At 70.2% G+C, this 16296-nt stretch carries 14 protein-coding genes; 12 read left to right on the forward strand and 2 right to left on the reverse strand.

Features of this window, described 5'->3' with window-relative positions:
* Positions 1-50: 50 nt before the first annotated feature.
* The 12 genes from ACWCXH_RS31920 (at position 51) to ACWCXH_RS31975 (ending at position 15078) form a co-directional block, all read left to right on the forward strand.
* Positions 51-746, forward strand: a complete 696-nt coding sequence (locus tag ACWCXH_RS31920) for a response regulator transcription factor (protein WP_449804978.1) — start codon at positions 51-53, stop codon at positions 744-746.
* Positions 739-1833 carry a sensor histidine kinase gene (locus tag ACWCXH_RS31925; protein WP_449804979.1) on the forward strand — a complete coding sequence of 365 codons (1095 nt, stop codon included), beginning with the start codon at positions 739-741 and terminating at the stop codon, positions 1831-1833. The genes ACWCXH_RS31920 and ACWCXH_RS31925 overlap by 8 nt, the downstream gene beginning before the upstream one ends.
* A 70-nt stretch (positions 1834-1903) precedes the next feature.
* Positions 1904-3439 carry an ISKra4 family transposase gene (locus ACWCXH_RS31930; protein WP_449804980.1) on the forward strand — a complete coding sequence of 512 codons (1536 nt, stop codon included), beginning with the start codon at positions 1904-1906 and terminating at the stop codon, positions 3437-3439.
* Positions 3440-3551: 112 nt separating this feature from the next.
* Entirely contained in the window at positions 3552-4085 is a 534-nt protein-coding gene (locus tag ACWCXH_RS31935; RefSeq protein WP_449804981.1) for a CbrC family protein, read from the forward strand.
* Positions 4086-4938: 853 nt separating this feature from the next.
* A complete protein-coding gene (locus ACWCXH_RS31940) occupies positions 4939-5874 on the forward strand; it encodes an NADP-dependent oxidoreductase (RefSeq protein ID WP_449804982.1) in 936 nt (311 codons plus the stop codon).
* A gap of 92 nt (positions 5875-5966) precedes the next feature.
* Positions 5967-6998 carry a guanitoxin biosynthesis L-enduracididine beta-hydroxylase GntD gene (gene gntD, locus ACWCXH_RS31945; protein WP_449804983.1) on the forward strand — a complete coding sequence of 344 codons (1032 nt, stop codon included), beginning with the start codon at positions 5967-5969 and terminating at the stop codon, positions 6996-6998.
* A 37-nt stretch (positions 6999-7035) separates the two neighbouring features.
* Positions 7036-8589, forward strand: a complete 1554-nt coding sequence (locus ACWCXH_RS31950; protein WP_449804984.1) for a pyridoxal phosphate-dependent decarboxylase family protein — start codon at positions 7036-7038, stop codon at positions 8587-8589.
* 23 nt (positions 8590-8612) lie between these two features.
* Complete coding sequence (locus ACWCXH_RS31955; protein ID WP_449804985.1) at positions 8613-9017, forward strand: hypothetical protein; 405 nt, start codon at positions 8613-8615, stop codon at positions 9015-9017.
* 36 nt (positions 9018-9053) lie between these two features.
* A complete protein-coding gene (locus ACWCXH_RS31960) occupies positions 9054-10826 on the forward strand; it encodes a hypothetical protein (protein WP_449804986.1) in 1773 nt (590 codons plus the stop codon).
* A 40-nt stretch (positions 10827-10866) separates the two neighbouring features.
* Positions 10867-11721, forward strand: a complete 855-nt coding sequence (ddaH, locus tag ACWCXH_RS31965) for a dimethylargininase (protein ID WP_449804987.1) — start codon at positions 10867-10869, stop codon at positions 11719-11721.
* A 25-nt stretch (positions 11722-11746) separates the two neighbouring features.
* The gene (locus ACWCXH_RS31970) at positions 11747-13006 is read left to right on the forward strand and encodes a cation:proton antiporter domain-containing protein (protein ID WP_449804988.1); all 1260 of its coding nucleotides are present in this window, start codon (positions 11747-11749) and stop codon (positions 13004-13006) included.
* 482 nt (positions 13007-13488) lie between these two features.
* Complete coding sequence (locus ACWCXH_RS31975) at positions 13489-15078, forward strand: ISL3 family transposase (protein ID WP_449804989.1); 1590 nt, start codon at positions 13489-13491, stop codon at positions 15076-15078.
* Between the two features lie 45 nt (positions 15079-15123).
* Here ACWCXH_RS31975 and ACWCXH_RS31980 read toward each other — a convergent pair whose 3' ends face one another.
* Complete coding sequence (locus ACWCXH_RS31980; RefSeq protein ID WP_449804990.1) at positions 15124-15948, reverse strand: hypothetical protein; 825 nt, start codon at positions 15946-15948, stop codon at positions 15124-15126.
* 173 nt (positions 15949-16121) lie between these two features.
* Entirely contained in the window at positions 16122-16271 is a 150-nt protein-coding gene (locus tag ACWCXH_RS31985; protein ID WP_449804991.1) for a hypothetical protein, read from the reverse strand.
* Positions 16272-16296: the final 25 nt, after the last annotated feature.

The following is a 16296-nucleotide window of genomic DNA, read 5'->3' on the forward strand; positions in this document are numbered from 1 at the left end:
GGGTGAAGATGCATACGTCGGCGATATGCCGAGCTGCTTAGGCTCCAGGCATGCGTGTGTTGATCGTGGAGGACGAGCCCTACCTGGCCGAAGCCGTCCGGGACGGTCTCCGGCTGGAAGCGATCGCCGCCGACATCGCCGGCGACGGCAACTCCGCTCTGGAACTGCTCAGCGTCAACTCCTACGACCTTGCGGTCCTCGACCGCGACGTCCCCGGCCCCTCCGGCGACGAGATCGCCCGACGAATCGTCGCCTCCGGCAGCGGCATCCCGATCCTCATGCTCACCGCTGCCGACCGGATCGACGACAAGGCGTCCGGGTTCGAGCTCGGCGCCGATGACTACCTCACCAAGCCGTTCGAGCTCCGGGAGCTCGTCATGCGGCTGCGGGCACTGAACCGCAGACGCGCGCACGCCCGACCCCCGGTCAGCGAGATCGCGGGCCTGCGGCTCGACCCCTTCCGCCGGCAGGTGTTCCGCGACGGACGCTACGTCGCGCTCACCCGGAAGCAGTTCGCAGTGCTCGAAGTCCTCGTCGCCGCCGAAGGCGGCATCGTCAGCGCCGAAGAACTCTTGGAGCGGGCCTGGGACGCCAACGCCGACCCCTTCACCAACGCCGTCCGCATCACCGTCTCCGGCCTGCGCAAACGACTCGGCGAACCATGGTTCGTCGCCACGGTACCCGGCGTCGGCTACCGAATCGATACCGGCATGGGTACCAGTTGCCCGGGCAGCACTCATGAATAGGCGTCCAGGGCTCAGCGCTCGCCTGAAACTCACCATCAGCTATGCCGGATTCCTCCTCATCGCCGGCACTCTCCTGCTGGCCGTGGTTTGGGTGTTCCTGCTGCGCTACGTACCCGACAGCCCCCAGGGCCTTCTCCGGGTCGCGCCCAACCGCTACCTCCTCCTGCACATGTTCGCCCCCGCCGCAGCCATGGCACTGGCCTTCCTGCTGGCGTTCGGCCTCCTGGGAGGATGGATCCTCGCTGGCCGGATGCTCGCACCACTCAGACCGATCGCAGACGCGGCACGGACGGCCGCGAACGGATCACTGTCCCACCGGATCCGCATGCAAGGTCCCCGAGACGAATTCCGCGAACTCGCCGACGCGTTCGACACCATGCTCGAACAACTCGAATCCCACGTCACCGAACAGCAACGATTCGCCGCGAACGCCTCCCACGAACTGCGCACCCCGCTGGCGATCTCGAAAACACTCCTCGACCTCGCCCGCAAGGACCCCAAGCGGGACCAGGGCGAACTCATCGAACGCCTCCACACCGTCAACACGCGGGCGATCGACCTCACTGATGCCCTCCTGCTTCTCAGCCGCGCCGACCGCAAGAGCTTCACCCGCGAGAGCGTCGACCTGTCCCTCATCGCCGAAGAAGCCGCCGAAACGCTGTTGGAGCGGTTGAGGATCGCGCGGGAGACGGTGGCCGAGGTGCTCGCCGAGATGACTCCGGAGGCGATCACAGTGATGGTCGTGCCCGCAGAGGCGGTCGGCGACGAGCGCGCGGCGTCGGCGTATGCGGGGGCTGAGCGGCGGGTGATCGGGGTGCTGGCGGTGCCGAAGTGGCAGCCCGGGATGGGGGCGGACCTGCTGCCCCAGGTGTATCGGGACATCGTCGAGGTGGTGGCCGATGCGCCAGGGCCGGTCCGTGCCAAGCAGATCGTGCCCAGGATCGGACTGCCGGCTGAGACCGGGAAGATCGAGGGCACGCGGTCGAAGCTGAAGCGGCTGGTGGAGCGGGGCTGGCTGGACGAGGACGCCCCGGGACTGTTCACTCCGGCCCGTCACCGAACGGCTGGCTCGCCCAACTCCCTTTAGCAGCAGGGCTCTTCCGCCTACATTCGAGGGTGCGAACCATGTCGGATGCAGGACGGGAAGAGCCCTGGAGATGAAACAGTACGACACCGATGCCACCGCTGACCCGTTTGCCCGCTCGGTCAGCGCCTTCGAGACGCTGATGTGCTCCCTGTCGGGTGGCGAGGCGGGAACGTGGACTCATGCCGAGCTGGAGGAACGCCTGGAGGTAGCCGGGCGGGAGCTGTTGCGGCGGCTGCTGCAGGACCACCTGGACCTGCGCGCGGTGCGGGAGGAGGAACAGGTCCGTGCCAGTGTCGGTCCGGTCGTCGTGGGGCCGGAGGGGCGGGTGCGGCCCTGGCGGGAGACAGGACACTCGCGCTGGTTGGCCAGCGTGTTCGGGCTGGTCCGGGTCACCCGCATCGCCCACAGGGGCCCCGGCGTCTGCAATGTCCATCCGGCCGACGCTGGGCTGTCGCTGACGGTGGGGCGGCACTGGCTGGGTCTGCGGCGGCTCGCGGTCACCGAAGCCGTGCGGGGGTCGTTCGACCAGGCCAGGGACGCGGTCGAGCGCCGCTGCGGGAAGGTACTCGGCAAACGGCGGCTCGAAGAACTCGTGGTCGCCGCGGCCGTCGACGTCGACGACTTCTACCAGGCGATGATCCCCGTCCCGTGCAGCCGGGACATGCCTCTGGTCCTCCAGGCCGACGGCAAGGGCGTGGTCATGCGGCCCGAGGCCCTGCGTGAGGCCACCCGCCGGGCCGCCGCCAAAGCCGCCGCCGGTGGCCATCGGGGTCGGCTCGCGCCGGGCGAGAAACCAAACCGCAAGCGAATGGCGACCGTGGCCTGCGTCTTCGATACCCGGCCGGCCCGAAGACGCCCCCACGACGTGATCCACCCGCCCGGCGGGCGCAGCGGCGAACGCCCCATCCGCCCGGGGCCGAAGGCCGAGCACAAGTGGTGCACCGCCTCCCTGGTCCGCCCGCCCGAACAGCTCATCGCCGACGCCTTCGAGCAGGCCGAAGCCCGCGACCCGAAGCACCTGAGTCCCTGGCTCGTCCTTGTCGACGGCGCCCGCCACCAGCTCGACCTGATCACCGGCGAGACCGCCCGACGCGGCGTCACGGTCCACGTCCTGCTGGACTTCGTCCACGTTGCCGAGTACGTGTGGGCCGCCGCACACGCCTTCCACAAGCCCGGCACCGCCGAGGCCGAAGCCTGGGCTGCCGATCATCTGACCGCGATCCTGGCAGGTCACGCCGCCCGAACCGCCGACGAGATGACCGCCCAGGCCGGCCGGGAAGGACTACCGGCAGCCCGGCGCGAGGCCGTCGACACCTGCCACCGCTACCTGACCGGCCACATTGACCAGCTCCGCTACGACACCGCGCTCGACAAAGGGTGGCCGATCGCGACGGGCGCGGTCGAAGGCGCCTGTCGCCACCTGATCGCCGACCGCCTCGACATCACCGGTGCCCGCTGGGGCCTTTCCGGAGCCGAAGCCGTCCTCCGGCTCCGCACCCTGGTCGCCAAGGGCGACCTCGACTCCTACTGGCGCTTCCACACCGCCCGCGAGCACGGGCGCATCTACCCCACCCCTGACCAGCAGGGCTTCGAACTCACCGCTTGATCACGGGCCAGCTTGCGGACAGACTGCGACCCATGAGGTTCACAGGAGTGCCCGCCGACACGCAGACCACCGGCGTCGAGGCGGACCTCTCCTTGCGGCGGCAGGCTCATCAGTGAGCGCCAGCCTGCCCCACTTCCGCTACCACCCCGACCCCGTCGCAAGCGGGTCCGTCCGCGAGAGCGCCGCGACCTGCGCCTGTTGCAACCACAGCACGGGGTGGATCTACACCGCGACCTTCTACACCACCCAAGACGTCAGCGGGAGATTCTGCCCCTGGTGCATCGCCGACGGCAGAGCCGCTGAACGATTCGAAGGCGAATTCACCGACGCATACGGGCTCGACGGCGTCAGCGAGGAGACCCTGGAGCAGGTCACACGCCGCACCCCTGGCTTCCACGCCTGGCAGGATCCGCACTGGCTTGTCCACTGCAACGATGCGGCCGCATTCATCGGCGAGGTCGGATACACCGAACTGGCGGCCCACCCCGAGGCACTCGACCAGCTCCGGCTCGACCTGCGTATGGGCGGATGGCACGACGCGTCCCAGCTTGAGAACTTCCTGGCCCACCTTGGGCAGGGGGCAAGCGCCATGCTCTTCCGCTGCACTATCTGCGGCACCCATCTCGCCTACGCCGACGCTTCGTAGCCACGGCCCAGCTCGGCACGCGCCCTTCCCTTCAGAGGATCTGCACCCTTCGAAGAATTGGCTCCGAACTCGAAGCCCGGGTTCGACAGTCTGCGGGCACACGACCGGGTCTGATCGGTTGTCTTCGCTGGTCAGCATGATTTGAGTGGTCTAGAGCAGGTCAGGGGTGCGGACATGCGGGTTTGCTGATCTGGCCGCCGTGAACTGGGGTTTTGCCGCATCCTGCGGGCATGTACGTGCGGAAGACCCAGTGCCGGAACCGGGACGGCAGTGTGGTGCGCTATGTGCAACTGGCGACGAACCGGCGCGTTGGCGGCACGACACAGGCCGTTCAGCGAACTTCGGGCGTCTTCGCCCGCCGCTCGGCGCGGCCGTTCGCCCGCCGATCGTCGCAGCTCCGCCAGATGGCGCGAAACTGCAGGTAAGCGCCTTGATGGTGAACCCGCGGCGGGTCGTGGGCAGCTGCCCGGCCCCGGTCGGTCGACCGTACGGCGGCCGGAACCGGCCGTTCGTCGTGCGCAGCGCCCGCACCGAGGGGCGAACCGTGGGCCGAGTGCTCCGTGGCACCGGCGCTGCGGCGGCAGTTGGCGGATGTCCGGGTGCCGCCGCGACGCGAGTGTCGGATCAGCGCGCCCCGACCGGGGGCGACAAGCACCTGTTCGAAGGACCACCATGACCGAGCTCACCCGACCCCGGCCGGGCCGAAGACGATGCCGTACTGATCACCGGAACCGTTCTCCATCGTGGCGAGGGCCGGCCGGTGGTCACGAAAGTCGGAGAACCCGCTGAACCACACTGCTGTGCAGCGCGTAAGACGGTGCGTCAGAGGGAAGCCGAACAGAGGAGTGAGCCCGTGCGCGCAGCGTACATCGAGTCCTACGGAGCCATCGACGACGTCGTCCGGGTCGGTGATCGGCCTGAACCGGCCGTCGGCGCCGACCAGGTGCTCATCCGGGTCCGCCGGGCGAGCGTGAACCCGATCGACCACATCGTCGCCTCCGGGGCCCTGCGGACCGTGGCCCCGGTCGAGTTGCCGCTGATCCTCGGCAACGACGTGGCAGGTGTGGTGGTCGGGCGGGGCGAGGCGGTCACCCGTTTCGAGGTCGGCGACGAGGTCTGGTCCCGGGTCGATCCGACCACCTCCGGAACCTTCGCCGACCACGTCGCGGTCGACCAGGCCCTGGTCGCGCTCAAGCCACCGACCATCGGATTCGACGAGGCGGCCTCGCTTCCGCTGGTCGCGCTGACGGCATGGCAGGGCCTGGTCGAGCGGGCGGGCCTGGGCGCGAACCAGAAGGTCCTGATCCACGCGGGGTCGGGCGGGGTGGGCTCCGTCGCCATCCAGCTGGCTCGGCACCTGGGCGCCCACGTCACCACCACGGTCTCCGCCGAGGCCGCAGCGCAAGCCCGGGAGCACGGTGCCCACCAGGTCGTCGACTACCGGACGCAGAGGTTCGAGGAGGTCGACGGCGACTTCGACGTGGTGCTGGACACCCTGGGCGGCGAGACCCAGGAGCGGTCGTACGGCGTGCTGAAGCCCGGCGGCGTCCTGGTCTCCACCGTGTGGGTCCCCGATGCCCAGGAGCGGGCCGCCCGCCACGGCATCCGCGTCGAGCCGTTCTTCATGCGTCCCAGCGGCGAACAGCTGGCGCAACTCGCCGCCCTCGTCGAGTCCGGCGCCGTCCGACCGTACCTCGACCGCTCCTACGACCTGACCGAGACCGCTGACGCCCTCCGCTACAGCGCCTCGAAGCGCGCCAAGGGAAAGATCGTCATCGCCGTCTCCTGATCCCTCCCCACTCGCCGTTCCACCAGAAGACGCCCATGGCCTCCGACATCCGTCGTACACGCCATCTCCCGCCTCCGAAGGGCGATTCCAGCATGTTCCACATCCAGCTCGGCCCGTCCGATGTCGAGGTGGTCGACGCACTCGTCTCGACCGTCGCGAGACGCTACCCGGCGGCCGATGACGCCGAATTCCTCAGGAACTCCACGGTCCTCGCGCAGCAGCTGCCGGCCCGGCTCCGCATGTCGCTCAACACCTTCCGATTGACCGAACCGGCCGGTGCGTGCCGGATCTCCGGGTTCCCGGTGGCTGACGACCGGATCGGCGAGACGCCGCGGCACTGGGCGGACACCGCCGGTCGGCCCGGCCCGGCCCTGCGTGAGGAGTTCTTCTTCGTCCTGTGCTCCTCGCTGCTCGGTGACGTGTTCGGCTGGGCGAGCCAGCAGGCGGGCCGGCTGGTGCACGAGGTCGTGCCGATCCCGGAACACGAAGGGCTACAGATCAACTCCGGCAGCAGCACGGCCCTGTTGTGGCACACGGAGGACGCGTTCCACCCCTACCGGGCCGACTACGTCGGGCTGATGTGCCTGCGCAACCCCCAGCGGGCGGAGACCACGATGGCGTGCATCGGGGACGTCGAACTCGACGGTGCGGACGCCGAGATCCTCTTCGAGCCCCGGTTCGTGCTCCGCCCGGACGAGGCCCACCTGCCCCGGAACGGCAACCCGAGGCCGCCGGCGGACCCGGGGCACGCCGAGGTGATCGCCCGCGGCCACGCCCGCATCGAGCGGATGCTGAGCCATCCGCAGAAGGTCGCCCTGCTCTTCGGCGATCCGGCCTCGCCCTACCTCAGGCTGGACTCCGCCGAGGTGGAACGAACCGACGACCGCGACGCCATGGCGGCGCTCGACCGTCTGCTGGCAGCCGTGGACGAGCAGTTGAACGGCGTCGTCCTGGAACCCGGCGACCTGTTGTTCGTCGACAACTTCCGTGCGGTCCACGGACGGCAGCCGTTCGCCGCCAACTACGACGGCCGCGACCGCTGGCTGAAGCGGGTCAACATCACCCGCGACCTGCGTCGATCGCGCGACGCGCGGATCTCGACCGACGACCGCATCGTCCACTGACCGTCAGGAAAGACAACAGAGAAAGGCAGGTTTTCGCATGACCGACATGGTCGAACGGGCCGCCCCTCCGCCCGCATCCGAACGTTACGCGGGACCGCAGCTGGCCGGCGGGCCGGACGGACCGGCCGAGCTGCGCCGGCTCCTCGACATCGTCCTGACCTCCCTGGTCGACGGCGGCGCCGCACGCGGCGGCCCGCTCCCGGCCGGCGACCCGTCCGAGTTGAGGCGCGAGGTGCGGGCCTCGCTGGGTGAGGTGCTGCCGAAGGAGGGCGCAGGGCCGGGCGTGCTCGGACCGATGGCCCGGACCTTCGCCTGGGGCGCCGCCGACCTGGCCGACCCCGCCTGGTCGGCGCACCTGCTCTGTCCCCCGCTGGCCCTGTCGGTCGCCGCCGACGTGACGGCGACGGCCCTCAACGCCGATCTGGCCTCCTGGGACCAGACGCCGGCCGGGATCGTGCTCGAGGACGAGATCATGGCCGCCCTGGCCGAGCTGGTTGGCTTCGACCCCGCCGCCGCGGCCGGTGTCATCACCTCGGGCGGTACCGAGTCCAACTTCATGGGTCTGCTGCTGGCACGCGACGCGGTGCGGCCGCGGTACTCCGGTGCGGCAGGCGGGCCCGGTCATGACGGCGGGCGCCTGAAGATCTTCGCGTCACGGGTGGCCCACGTCTCCGTCCAGCGCAACGCCGCGCTGCTCGGCCTCGGCACGTCCGCCGTGGTGCCGGTCGACGTGGACGAGCGCTACCGGATGGATCCCCAGGCCCTGAGCATGGCGATGAAGCGGGCCAGGGCCGCCGGTGACGTGCCCCTTCTCGTGGTCGCCACCGCCGGCACCACCGACTTCGGCTCGATCGATCCGCTGCGCGAGATCGTGCCGATCGCCCGCACCTACGGCGCCTCAGTGCACGTGGACGCCGCGTACGGCGGTGGCGTGCTGTTCTCCGAGCGGCTGTCCGGCCTGCTGAACCACATCGACACCGTCGACAGCGTCGCGCTCGACCTGCACAAGTTCGGTTGGCAGCCGGTCGGTGCGGGGGCGTTCCTCGCCCGGCGGGCGAAGACCTTCGACCCGCTGGCGGTCCGGGCGGCCTACCTCAACCCGGAGGACGACGAGGAGGCGGGCTACACCAGCAACCTCGGCCGCTCGCTCCTCACCACCCGCCGCGGTGACGTGTTCAAGATCGCGGTGACCCTGCGGGCGCTGGGCCGCTCCGGTCTCGGCGCCCTGGTCGAGACCTGCTGCGACCGGGCCCGCTACGCCGCCGACCGCGTTCGGGCGGAGCCGCGCCTGGAGCTCGTCACCGAACCGACCCTGTCGACCGTGGTCTTCCGCTACCGGCCGACCGAGGACGACCCGGCGATCTCCGACCGGATCAACGCGGGCCTGCGCCGCCGCCTCCTGCGCAGCGGCACCGCGGTCATCGGCCGCACCGACCTGACCGGTGAGCCGGGCGGGATCCGGCTCAAGTTCACCACCCTCAACCCGAGGACCACCGAGGCCGACGTGCGCGGACTCGTCGAGTCCGTGATCGCGGCCGGGGCGGCCGAGGAGGCCCAGTGCACCGACCGGATGAACACCGAAGTCAACTGACAGCACGTGAGGAGACACCTGTCGTGAACCCGACCATCGACCTTCCCGACCACACCGCCTTCGTCCTGCCGGACCGGGACGCGCTCGTCAGCGCGGCGGCCGTCCTCCAGCAGTGCGAGGAGGCCGTGACCGGTTGCGCCTCCGCCGTCTTCGACGAGCCCGAGCCGATCGAGATGCTCTCGGAGGTGTGCCGGGACATGGACTGCGCCGACGTCCTGGCGGTGACCCGGCGCGTCCTGACCCGACGCAGCGACCCCGACCCCGAGCTGCTCCGCGCGCAGCTCGCGGCCTGCCTGGTGGCCCTGCGACTGAGCCACGAGCTGTGCAGCAGCCACGCCGAGGAGTACCCGCAGGCCCGCACCTGCTCGAACGCGACCGTCCACGGCATCGAGGCGTGCCGCCGCCTGCTCGGCGAGCTGCGCCGGTGACGGCCTTCTCCCTGCGCGACCCGGAAGGAAACAACCATGCTCCACTCACCTGACAACAAGAACGAGAACGGCACCGCCACCGACTCCGACCTGGCGGGCGTCCTCGACCCCGACTTCCTGGCCCTGGGCCTCGGCGGCACCAACATGATGGCGACGCTGTGGAGCGTCGCCATGGGCCGACGGGCGGTGGGCGTTGAGATGCGCGGCGACCCGTTCCTCGGCGTGCACTGGAACATCCGCGAGGACCTTTACCACCAGTTCGGCCTGATCGACCAGTTGATGGTGGAGCGGTACGGCGAGGACCGGGTGCCGCGCCGGGCCGACGGCCGGCTGTTCCGCCTCGCCGAGTGCTTCCGCAGCGCGGACACCTGCGCCGGGGACATCGTCGCGGATGAGATCATCGACGGCTTCGACAAGGACCAGCACATTTCCGGCGGCATCCAGCACGTCGAGTTCATCGACGACCGGTTCAGGGGCGGCCGCCCGAACCGTGAGATCACCGTGCTCTCACCCCCGGAGCCGCCGGAGCGGCCCGACAGCACCATGATCCGCGGTGACGTCGCCGACATGCTCAACGGTGCGTCCACCTTCCAGGCGGAGGCCGCGGCGACGTTGACCCTGATGCGCCGGTACCTGGAACGGATCGAGGAGCAGGACCTGGCCCAGGGCCACGAACCCCGGGTCCGGCTCTTCTCGCGCCACCGGGTCGTCACCACGGAGGGCGACGGTTTCCTCCGGCTTCCCGACGGCCGGCTGCGGATCCGCATCGAGCCGCTCCAGGAGTACGACTTCAAGGGCAGGTTCGTCCGGGTGCGCGCGCCCGGCAGCGAGACCATCGAGATCGGCGTTCCGGAGCTGTTCGTGATCGCCCAGGGCTTCCACAGCAGCGACGCGAAGCGGCTGGGCTTCCAGCAGCAGGACGTGGAGGTGGACCACCAGGACGGCCGCGGGCCGGTGGTGGCCCAGGCGGACTTCGTGGCCGGGCTGATGGAGGTGCTGATCGACGGGCGACTGCGCCGCCGGATCTCCTCGATGTTCGACGCCGACGGCAGGGAGTACTGGGTCCGGCAGATCGCGGTGGGCCACGAGAACGACCCGGAGGTGGGTTGGGTCCTGGTCCAGGTCCCCGACCACATGTCGTTCGATCCCATCGAGGCGGGACTGATCCCGGTCGGCACCGACCCGGAGTCGCCCGAGTACTTCGCCGCCTACCAGCACCTGATCTTCGAGTTCTACATCGGGCAGGCCTCCGAGGTCCTCGAACTCCCGAGGTCCGAGCTGGCGAAGGTGCAGATGGCCTACGGGCCGAAGCTGTTCAGCCTGGTCGAGCGGATGGGCGACGACGCGCTCATCGCGGCCAACGGCGTGGTCGCCGGCGACTCCTTCGGCAACGGACACTTCCTGACCAGCGGTGGCGCGATGACGGGCATGATCGGCCACAGCGCCCGGATCCTCCAGTACTGGCAGTCACGCGACGCCGGCAGCTCCCCGGAGGAGGCGATCCGCTGGCTCGCGGACCGCATCAAGGAGGACACCCAGGCCTGGCTGGACGTCAGCGCCCAGGAGTACAGCCAGGCCGTGCCGATCAACTTCGGCGCGGAGCGCATCCAGCAGATCACCGCGGCGAGCGGCATCGACGTCAACGACCGGGCGCACGGCATCGACTCCTCCCGGCGCAAGCGGCACTCCCTCCTGCCGCTGGACGCCTCGGACTGGCGCAAGCGCACCCTGCGCAACGGCAAGGTGCTGTCGGCGCCGCTGCCGGAGTTGCAGCCGACGCACCCCGCCCTGCGCGGGACCGCCGTCTGACGACCCGCACCGCTTCCCTCTCACCCGAAACGGAGCCATCGTGAGTCCCTTCACCACCGACCCGGTCGAGGACCGGACCTCCCCCCGCGAAGCGCGTCACCGTCGGTACCTCATGTGCCGACCGACGCACTTCGAGGTCACCTACCGCATCAACCCGTGGATGGACCCCGCCAAGCCCGTGGACGCCGGCCTCGCCGTCGCCCAGTGGGAGCGGCTGCGCGAGGTGTACCTGGGTCTCGGCCACCAGGTGGACCTGATTGAGCCGCTGCCCGGGTTGCCGGACATGGTCTACGCGGCCAACGGCGCCACCGTGATCGACGGACGGGTGCTCGGAGCACGGTTCCGGAACCCGGAACGGGCCGCCGAAGGACCCGCCTACCAGGAGTGGTTCCGCACCCACGGCTACACCGACGTCCTCGACCCGCGCCACGTCAACGAGGGCGAGGGGGACTTCCTGGTCACCGGCGGCTGGATACTGGCGGGCACCGGGTTCCGCACCGATCCGCAAGGGCACGCGGAGGCGCAGGAGTTCTTCGGGCGCCCGGTGATCGGCCTGGAGCTGGTCGATCCCCGGTACTACCACCTGGACACCGCCCTGGCCGTGCTCGACGACGACGAGGTCATGTACCACCCGGCCGCGTTCTCGCCGGGCAGCCGGGCCGTGCTGGAGCGGCTCTTCCCCACCGCCGTGCTCGCGAGCGGGGCCGACGCCGAGGTCTTCGGCCTCAACGCGGTCAGCGACGGCCGCAACGTGGTGCTGCCGCAGGCCGCCACCGGTCTGGCGGAGCAGCTGCGGCGGCGCGGCTTCGAACCGATCGGGGTGGACCTGTCCGAGCTACTCAAGGGCGGTGGCAGCGTGAAGTGCTGCACGCTCGACGTACGGGACCCGTGCTGACGGCAGCGCGGAGAGGCGGCTCGCGATGGTGACGCACGCACCGGACTTCACCCTTGCCGTCGTCATGGCGGACATCGCGCTCGTCCTGGCGGCCGGGCTGGTCCTGGCCCGGCCGCTGCGCCGCCTGCGCCAGCCGCCGGTGGTGGCGGAGATCGCCGTGGGGATCGTGCTCGGCCCGAGCGTACTCGGGCTGCTGCCCGGCGAACTGCCACAGCGGATCTTCCCCCCGGCCGGGCGCCCGCTGCTGTCGGCCATCGCGGAAGTGGGCCTGCTGCTTTTCATGTTCATGGTCGGCTGGGAGCTCGACCTCCCGTCGCTCCGCTCCCGGCGCGCCTCGGTCGCCGCGGTGTCACTGTCGTCGCTGGCCGTGCCGTTCCTGCTCGGGTCGGCCCTGGCGGTGGCACTCTACGATGGGCATCGCCAAGTGGCCGGGCACCAGGTCGGCCGGCTGCCCTTCGTGCTGTTCATCGGGACGGCGATGTCCATCACCGCCTTCCCGGTGCTGGCGCGCATCCTGGTGGAGCACCGGTTGCAGTCCACCGCCCCGGGCCTGCTGGCCATGACCAGCGCGGCGGTCGGCGATGTACTGGCCTGGTCGATGCTCGCGGTGGTCACGGCCGTCGCCACCGCGAGCGGGTCTCGGGGGCTACTGTCCACACTGGGCGGATTCGCCGTCCTCCTGGCGCTGCTGGGACTGGTGGTGCGCCCGCTGCTGCGCCGGTGGCTGGCTGCCGGCACCGCAGGGGGCCGGCCGGTTCCCGCGCTGCTGGCCGTCATCTGCGCGGGGATCCTGCTCAGCGGCTATGCCAGCTCGTGGATCGGGATCGACGCCGTCTTCGGCGCCTTCGCCTTCGGGGTCGTCACCCCCGGGCAGCCGCGGGAGTACCTGATGCGGCACCTGCGAGAACCGCTGGAGCGAGCCGGCTCGCTGCTGCTGCCGGTGTTCTTCGTCGTCACCGGCCTGTCGGTGGACCTCGGGCAGCTGGGCGCCACCGGACTCCTGGAACTGCTGGCCGTCGTCGCCGTCGCCTGCGTCGGCAAGGTGTTCGGGGCGGCCGTTCCGGCGCGGCTGACCGGCCTGGGCTGGCGGGACGCGCGCGTGGTGGGGGTACTGATGAACACCCGCGGGCTGACCGAACTCGTGATCCTCAAGGTTGGCGTGGAACTGGGCGTGCTGGACGGCCGGTTGTTCACGATCATGGTGCTGATGGCGCTGATCACCACGATGGCGGCCGGTCCGCTGCTGCCGAAGAGGACCGCCGGAGTCCTCGCCGGGGCGTCCTGAACGGCCCGTGGCGCACACGAACGGGGGTGGGTGGCTGCTGACAGCGACCCGCCCCCTCGCCTTTCCGGGCGGCCGTCAGGGCAGCAGGCCGTGCTCGGCCAACGTTGCTGCAGATTGCCGTCTCCCGTGCCCACCGGGCAGGGGCGATCCCCCTACGGCCAGCCGGGCCAGCCGGGGAATCGAGCACCGCACCGACAAGCGCCCGCAGCTGTTCGACCTGCGACCTGCGCGACTCCGGGACATCGATCGGGTCGGCCATCCTGGACGCCGATGACGACCAACTGGCGGCAACCCCTGGTCGTCAGCGGCACGGATCACGGCCAATGTCGGCGTCGGTTGGAACCGGGTTCAGGCACGGATTTCGTGAAGTCGATCGTGCTTCCGTGCGCCGGTGACGCTCCGTCATCTCAGGGTGGAAGCTGACCGCGTGTGAGGAGATATCCGTTCTGCTCCCGCATCTCGCGGGGATGCGGGTCTAGTGCATGGAGGTACGGGACGGCCTCGTGGTGATCGAAGCATCGACACCGGAGGACGTGCTCATGCCGTGTCCCGGCTGCGGGACACGGTCCGGCCGGGCGCACAGCCGGTACGGTCGACGGCTGGCGGACGCGCCGTGCGGCGGCCGAGGCGTTGTGATCGAACTGTCGGTCCGCCGGCTGTTCTGCGACAACCGCGAGTGCCTGCGGGTGACCTTCGTCGAGCAGATAGACGGGCTGACCTGCCGCTACGGCCGCCGAACGCCCGTCCTGCAGCGGCTGCTCAGCGCGCTGGGCGTCGTCCTGGCCGCCCGCGCCGTCGTCCGCCTGGCCCTGCTGCTCGGCGTCACGGTCAGCCGGATGACCGTCCTGCGCCTGGTCATGGCACTGCCGGACCCCGCCTGGACGACCCCGCGGGTGCTCGGCATCGACGAGTTCGCCACCAGGAAGGGCCGCCGCTACGGCACCATCCTGGTCGACTGCGAGACCCACCAACCCCTCGACCTGCTGCCCGACCGCGACGTGGACAGCGTCGCCGCGTGGCTGCGCGAGCACCCCGGCGTCGAGATCATCTGCCGCGACCGCGCGACCGTCTTCGCCGATGGCGCCCACACCGGCGCCCCGAACGCCCAGCACTGCGCGGACAAATGGCACGTCTGGCACAACCTCGGCGAGGCCGTCGAACGCCTCGTCTCCCGCCACCGCTCCCTCCTGCGCGACCTTGTCGAACCCGCGCCCGAACCCGAGCCGCCCGAGCTGGTGCCTCCACCGATCGAGACGATCGAAGCCGTGGATGCACCGCCCGAGCCCTACCCGCAGGGGAAGTTCCTCGACCGGCTCCGCGACACCCACGCCGCCGTCCGCGCTCACGTCGAACAGGGCCTGAGCCTGCGCGAGACCGCCAGGCGCCTCGGCCTCGGGCGCAACACCGTCCGCAAGTACGCCCGCGCTGCCAGCCCCGAGGCCATGCTGCACGGCCAGTGGCAGAACCGGTCCAGCAAGCTCGACCGGTTCAAGCCCTACCTCGACCAGCGCATCGCCGAGGGCTGCACGAACGTGTCCCGGCTCCACCGCGAGCTGCAAGAACGGGGGGCGCAATGCAGTTACAGCACCCTGCGCGACTACGTTCGGCCGCTCCGTCCCGACCGGGCTGCCGGGAGCACGCCGCCGATCGCCCGTCCGCCCTCACCCCGCCAAGCCACCGGCTGGATCATGAGCCACCCCGACCACCTACGTGAGGGCGACCAACAGCAGCTCAAGACCCTGCTGGCCCGCTCACCCGAACTGACGGCCGCCGCCGGACACGTCCGCACCTTCGCGACCATCATGACCAACCGCGAAGGAGGTCGGCTTCGACATTGGATCGCTGACGTCTGCGCAGACGAACAGGCCGGGCTGGCCGGCTTCGCCGCCGGACTGCTCCCCGACCTCGACGCCGTCGTCTACGGCATGAGCACCGACTGGTCATCCGGCCCAGGCGAAGGCCGCGTAAACGACCTGAAGGCGCTCAAGCGCAGCATGTTCGGCAGAGCGAAGCCACCGCTGCTGCGCAAGCGGCTCCTCCTGACCGCGGCCAGCCGACGACCACCCGTGTGACCGAGCGCGCTAATTTGCGGACCGAGAGCGCTGCCGTGCCCGAGTTCAGCGGCGGGTTGGCTGGCAGCGCTCGATGCGGTCGAGGTCGCCGGCGAGAAGGTCGCGGTGGCTGATGGTGAAGTCTCCGTTGAGCAGGGCGTCTCCTCCGCCGTAGTACTGGCCCACGACAGCGGCGGGGAGGAAGGAGCGCAGGCTGTGGCGCATGCCCTTGGGGTAGTCAACGATCTCGCCCCAGTCGGCGGGAGCCTGGTCGGTGGACAGCAGGACCCAGTGATCGACGGGGACGACAGCGTCGAGATCGGGTACTGCTCCGGTGTGGCTGTCCAGCGCGGGCACGGTCAGCTGGTCGGGGTCGAGGGGCGAGTACCACAGCAGTAGGGGTTTGGCGCGCTGTGCGTCTGCGTTGTCGAAGCAGCAGAGGGCGACGGTGTGGTCGGGGAAGTGGTCGGCGTAGAAGCGCAGAAGGTCCGGGTCGAGGGATGGACGCCGGTGTGCTGGCACCTGCTGCAGTGCGGCTGGGATCGCGGTGGGGTCAGCGGCCAGGAGCACCGTGTAGACGTCGTGCTCGAAAACCTGGACGGCCTCCGGCTCCGCGCTCATCCACGCGATCTCGTCGACTGCGACGGCGATGGGTCGAACGGCGGCAACCATGCGCTCCAGGACGTCGCCACTGCGTCCGACAGAGAGGAAGTGCCCTGGGGTCAGCTGCTTGGTGGGCAGGTGCAGCAGCATTGCATTCGGACCACCGGCGAGGTTGACGGCGGTGTTCTGGTAGCCCAGGACATGAATGAGGCCGTGCACTGGGTGGTGTTGCCGACCGCAATACACGATCGTGCCGGAGAACGCGGCCTCACTGGTCGAGATGCACATGGTGGCAAGGTAGCGCCCCCGTTCGTGCGGGAACCGGGGGGGCTGCAAGACTCCCGTTCTCAGTCGCACACAGATCGTCACGGCCTGCTGATCGCCTTCACGGAATCTGTGCCTGAACCAGATCATGCCGATTCGCAGGGGACAACAAGGCGTGAACCGGTAAACGAGGCGCATCACCACCCCGGGCCGCCCTTCATTCCGTCGGGGTCGCCCGCGTACCAGGCGTCGTCGCGGACCGGGATCGGGCCGGGCAGGCCAACGGCGGGGGCGGCCTTGGCGAGTGCCGTCGTGTCGCCATCGTCATCGATGCACGCCGCGGACACGAATGACCCTCATGCCTGACCCGGA

The organism is Kitasatospora sp. NPDC001660 (assembly GCF_053596725.1).

Excerpts from the sequence above, each read along its gene's own strand:
- ACWCXH_RS31925 (WP_449804979.1), top strand. The coding sequence starts at position 739 with ATGAATAGGCGTCCAGGGCTCAGCGCTCGCCTGAAACTCACCATCAGC.
- ACWCXH_RS31960 (WP_449804986.1), top strand. The coding sequence starts at position 9,054 with ATGCTCCACTCACCTGACAACAAGAACGAGAACGGCACCGCCACCGAC.
- ACWCXH_RS31930 (WP_449804980.1), top strand. The coding sequence starts at position 1,904 with ATGAAACAGTACGACACCGATGCCACCGCTGACCCGTTTGCCCGCTCG.
- ACWCXH_RS31950 (WP_449804984.1), top strand. The coding sequence starts at position 7,036 with ATGACCGACATGGTCGAACGGGCCGCCCCTCCGCCCGCATCCGAACGT.
- ACWCXH_RS31975 (WP_449804989.1), top strand. The coding sequence starts at position 13,489 with ATGGAGGTACGGGACGGCCTCGTGGTGATCGAAGCATCGACACCGGAG.
- ACWCXH_RS31920 (WP_449804978.1), top strand. The coding sequence starts at position 51 with ATGCGTGTGTTGATCGTGGAGGACGAGCCCTACCTGGCCGAAGCCGTC.
- ACWCXH_RS31980 (WP_449804990.1), bottom strand. The coding sequence starts at position 15,948 with ATGTGCATCTCGACCAGTGAGGCCGCGTTCTCCGGCACGATCGTGTAT.
- gntD (WP_449804983.1), top strand. The coding sequence starts at position 5,967 with ATGTTCCACATCCAGCTCGGCCCGTCCGATGTCGAGGTGGTCGACGCA.
- ACWCXH_RS31970 (WP_449804988.1), top strand. The coding sequence starts at position 11,747 with ATGGTGACGCACGCACCGGACTTCACCCTTGCCGTCGTCATGGCGGAC.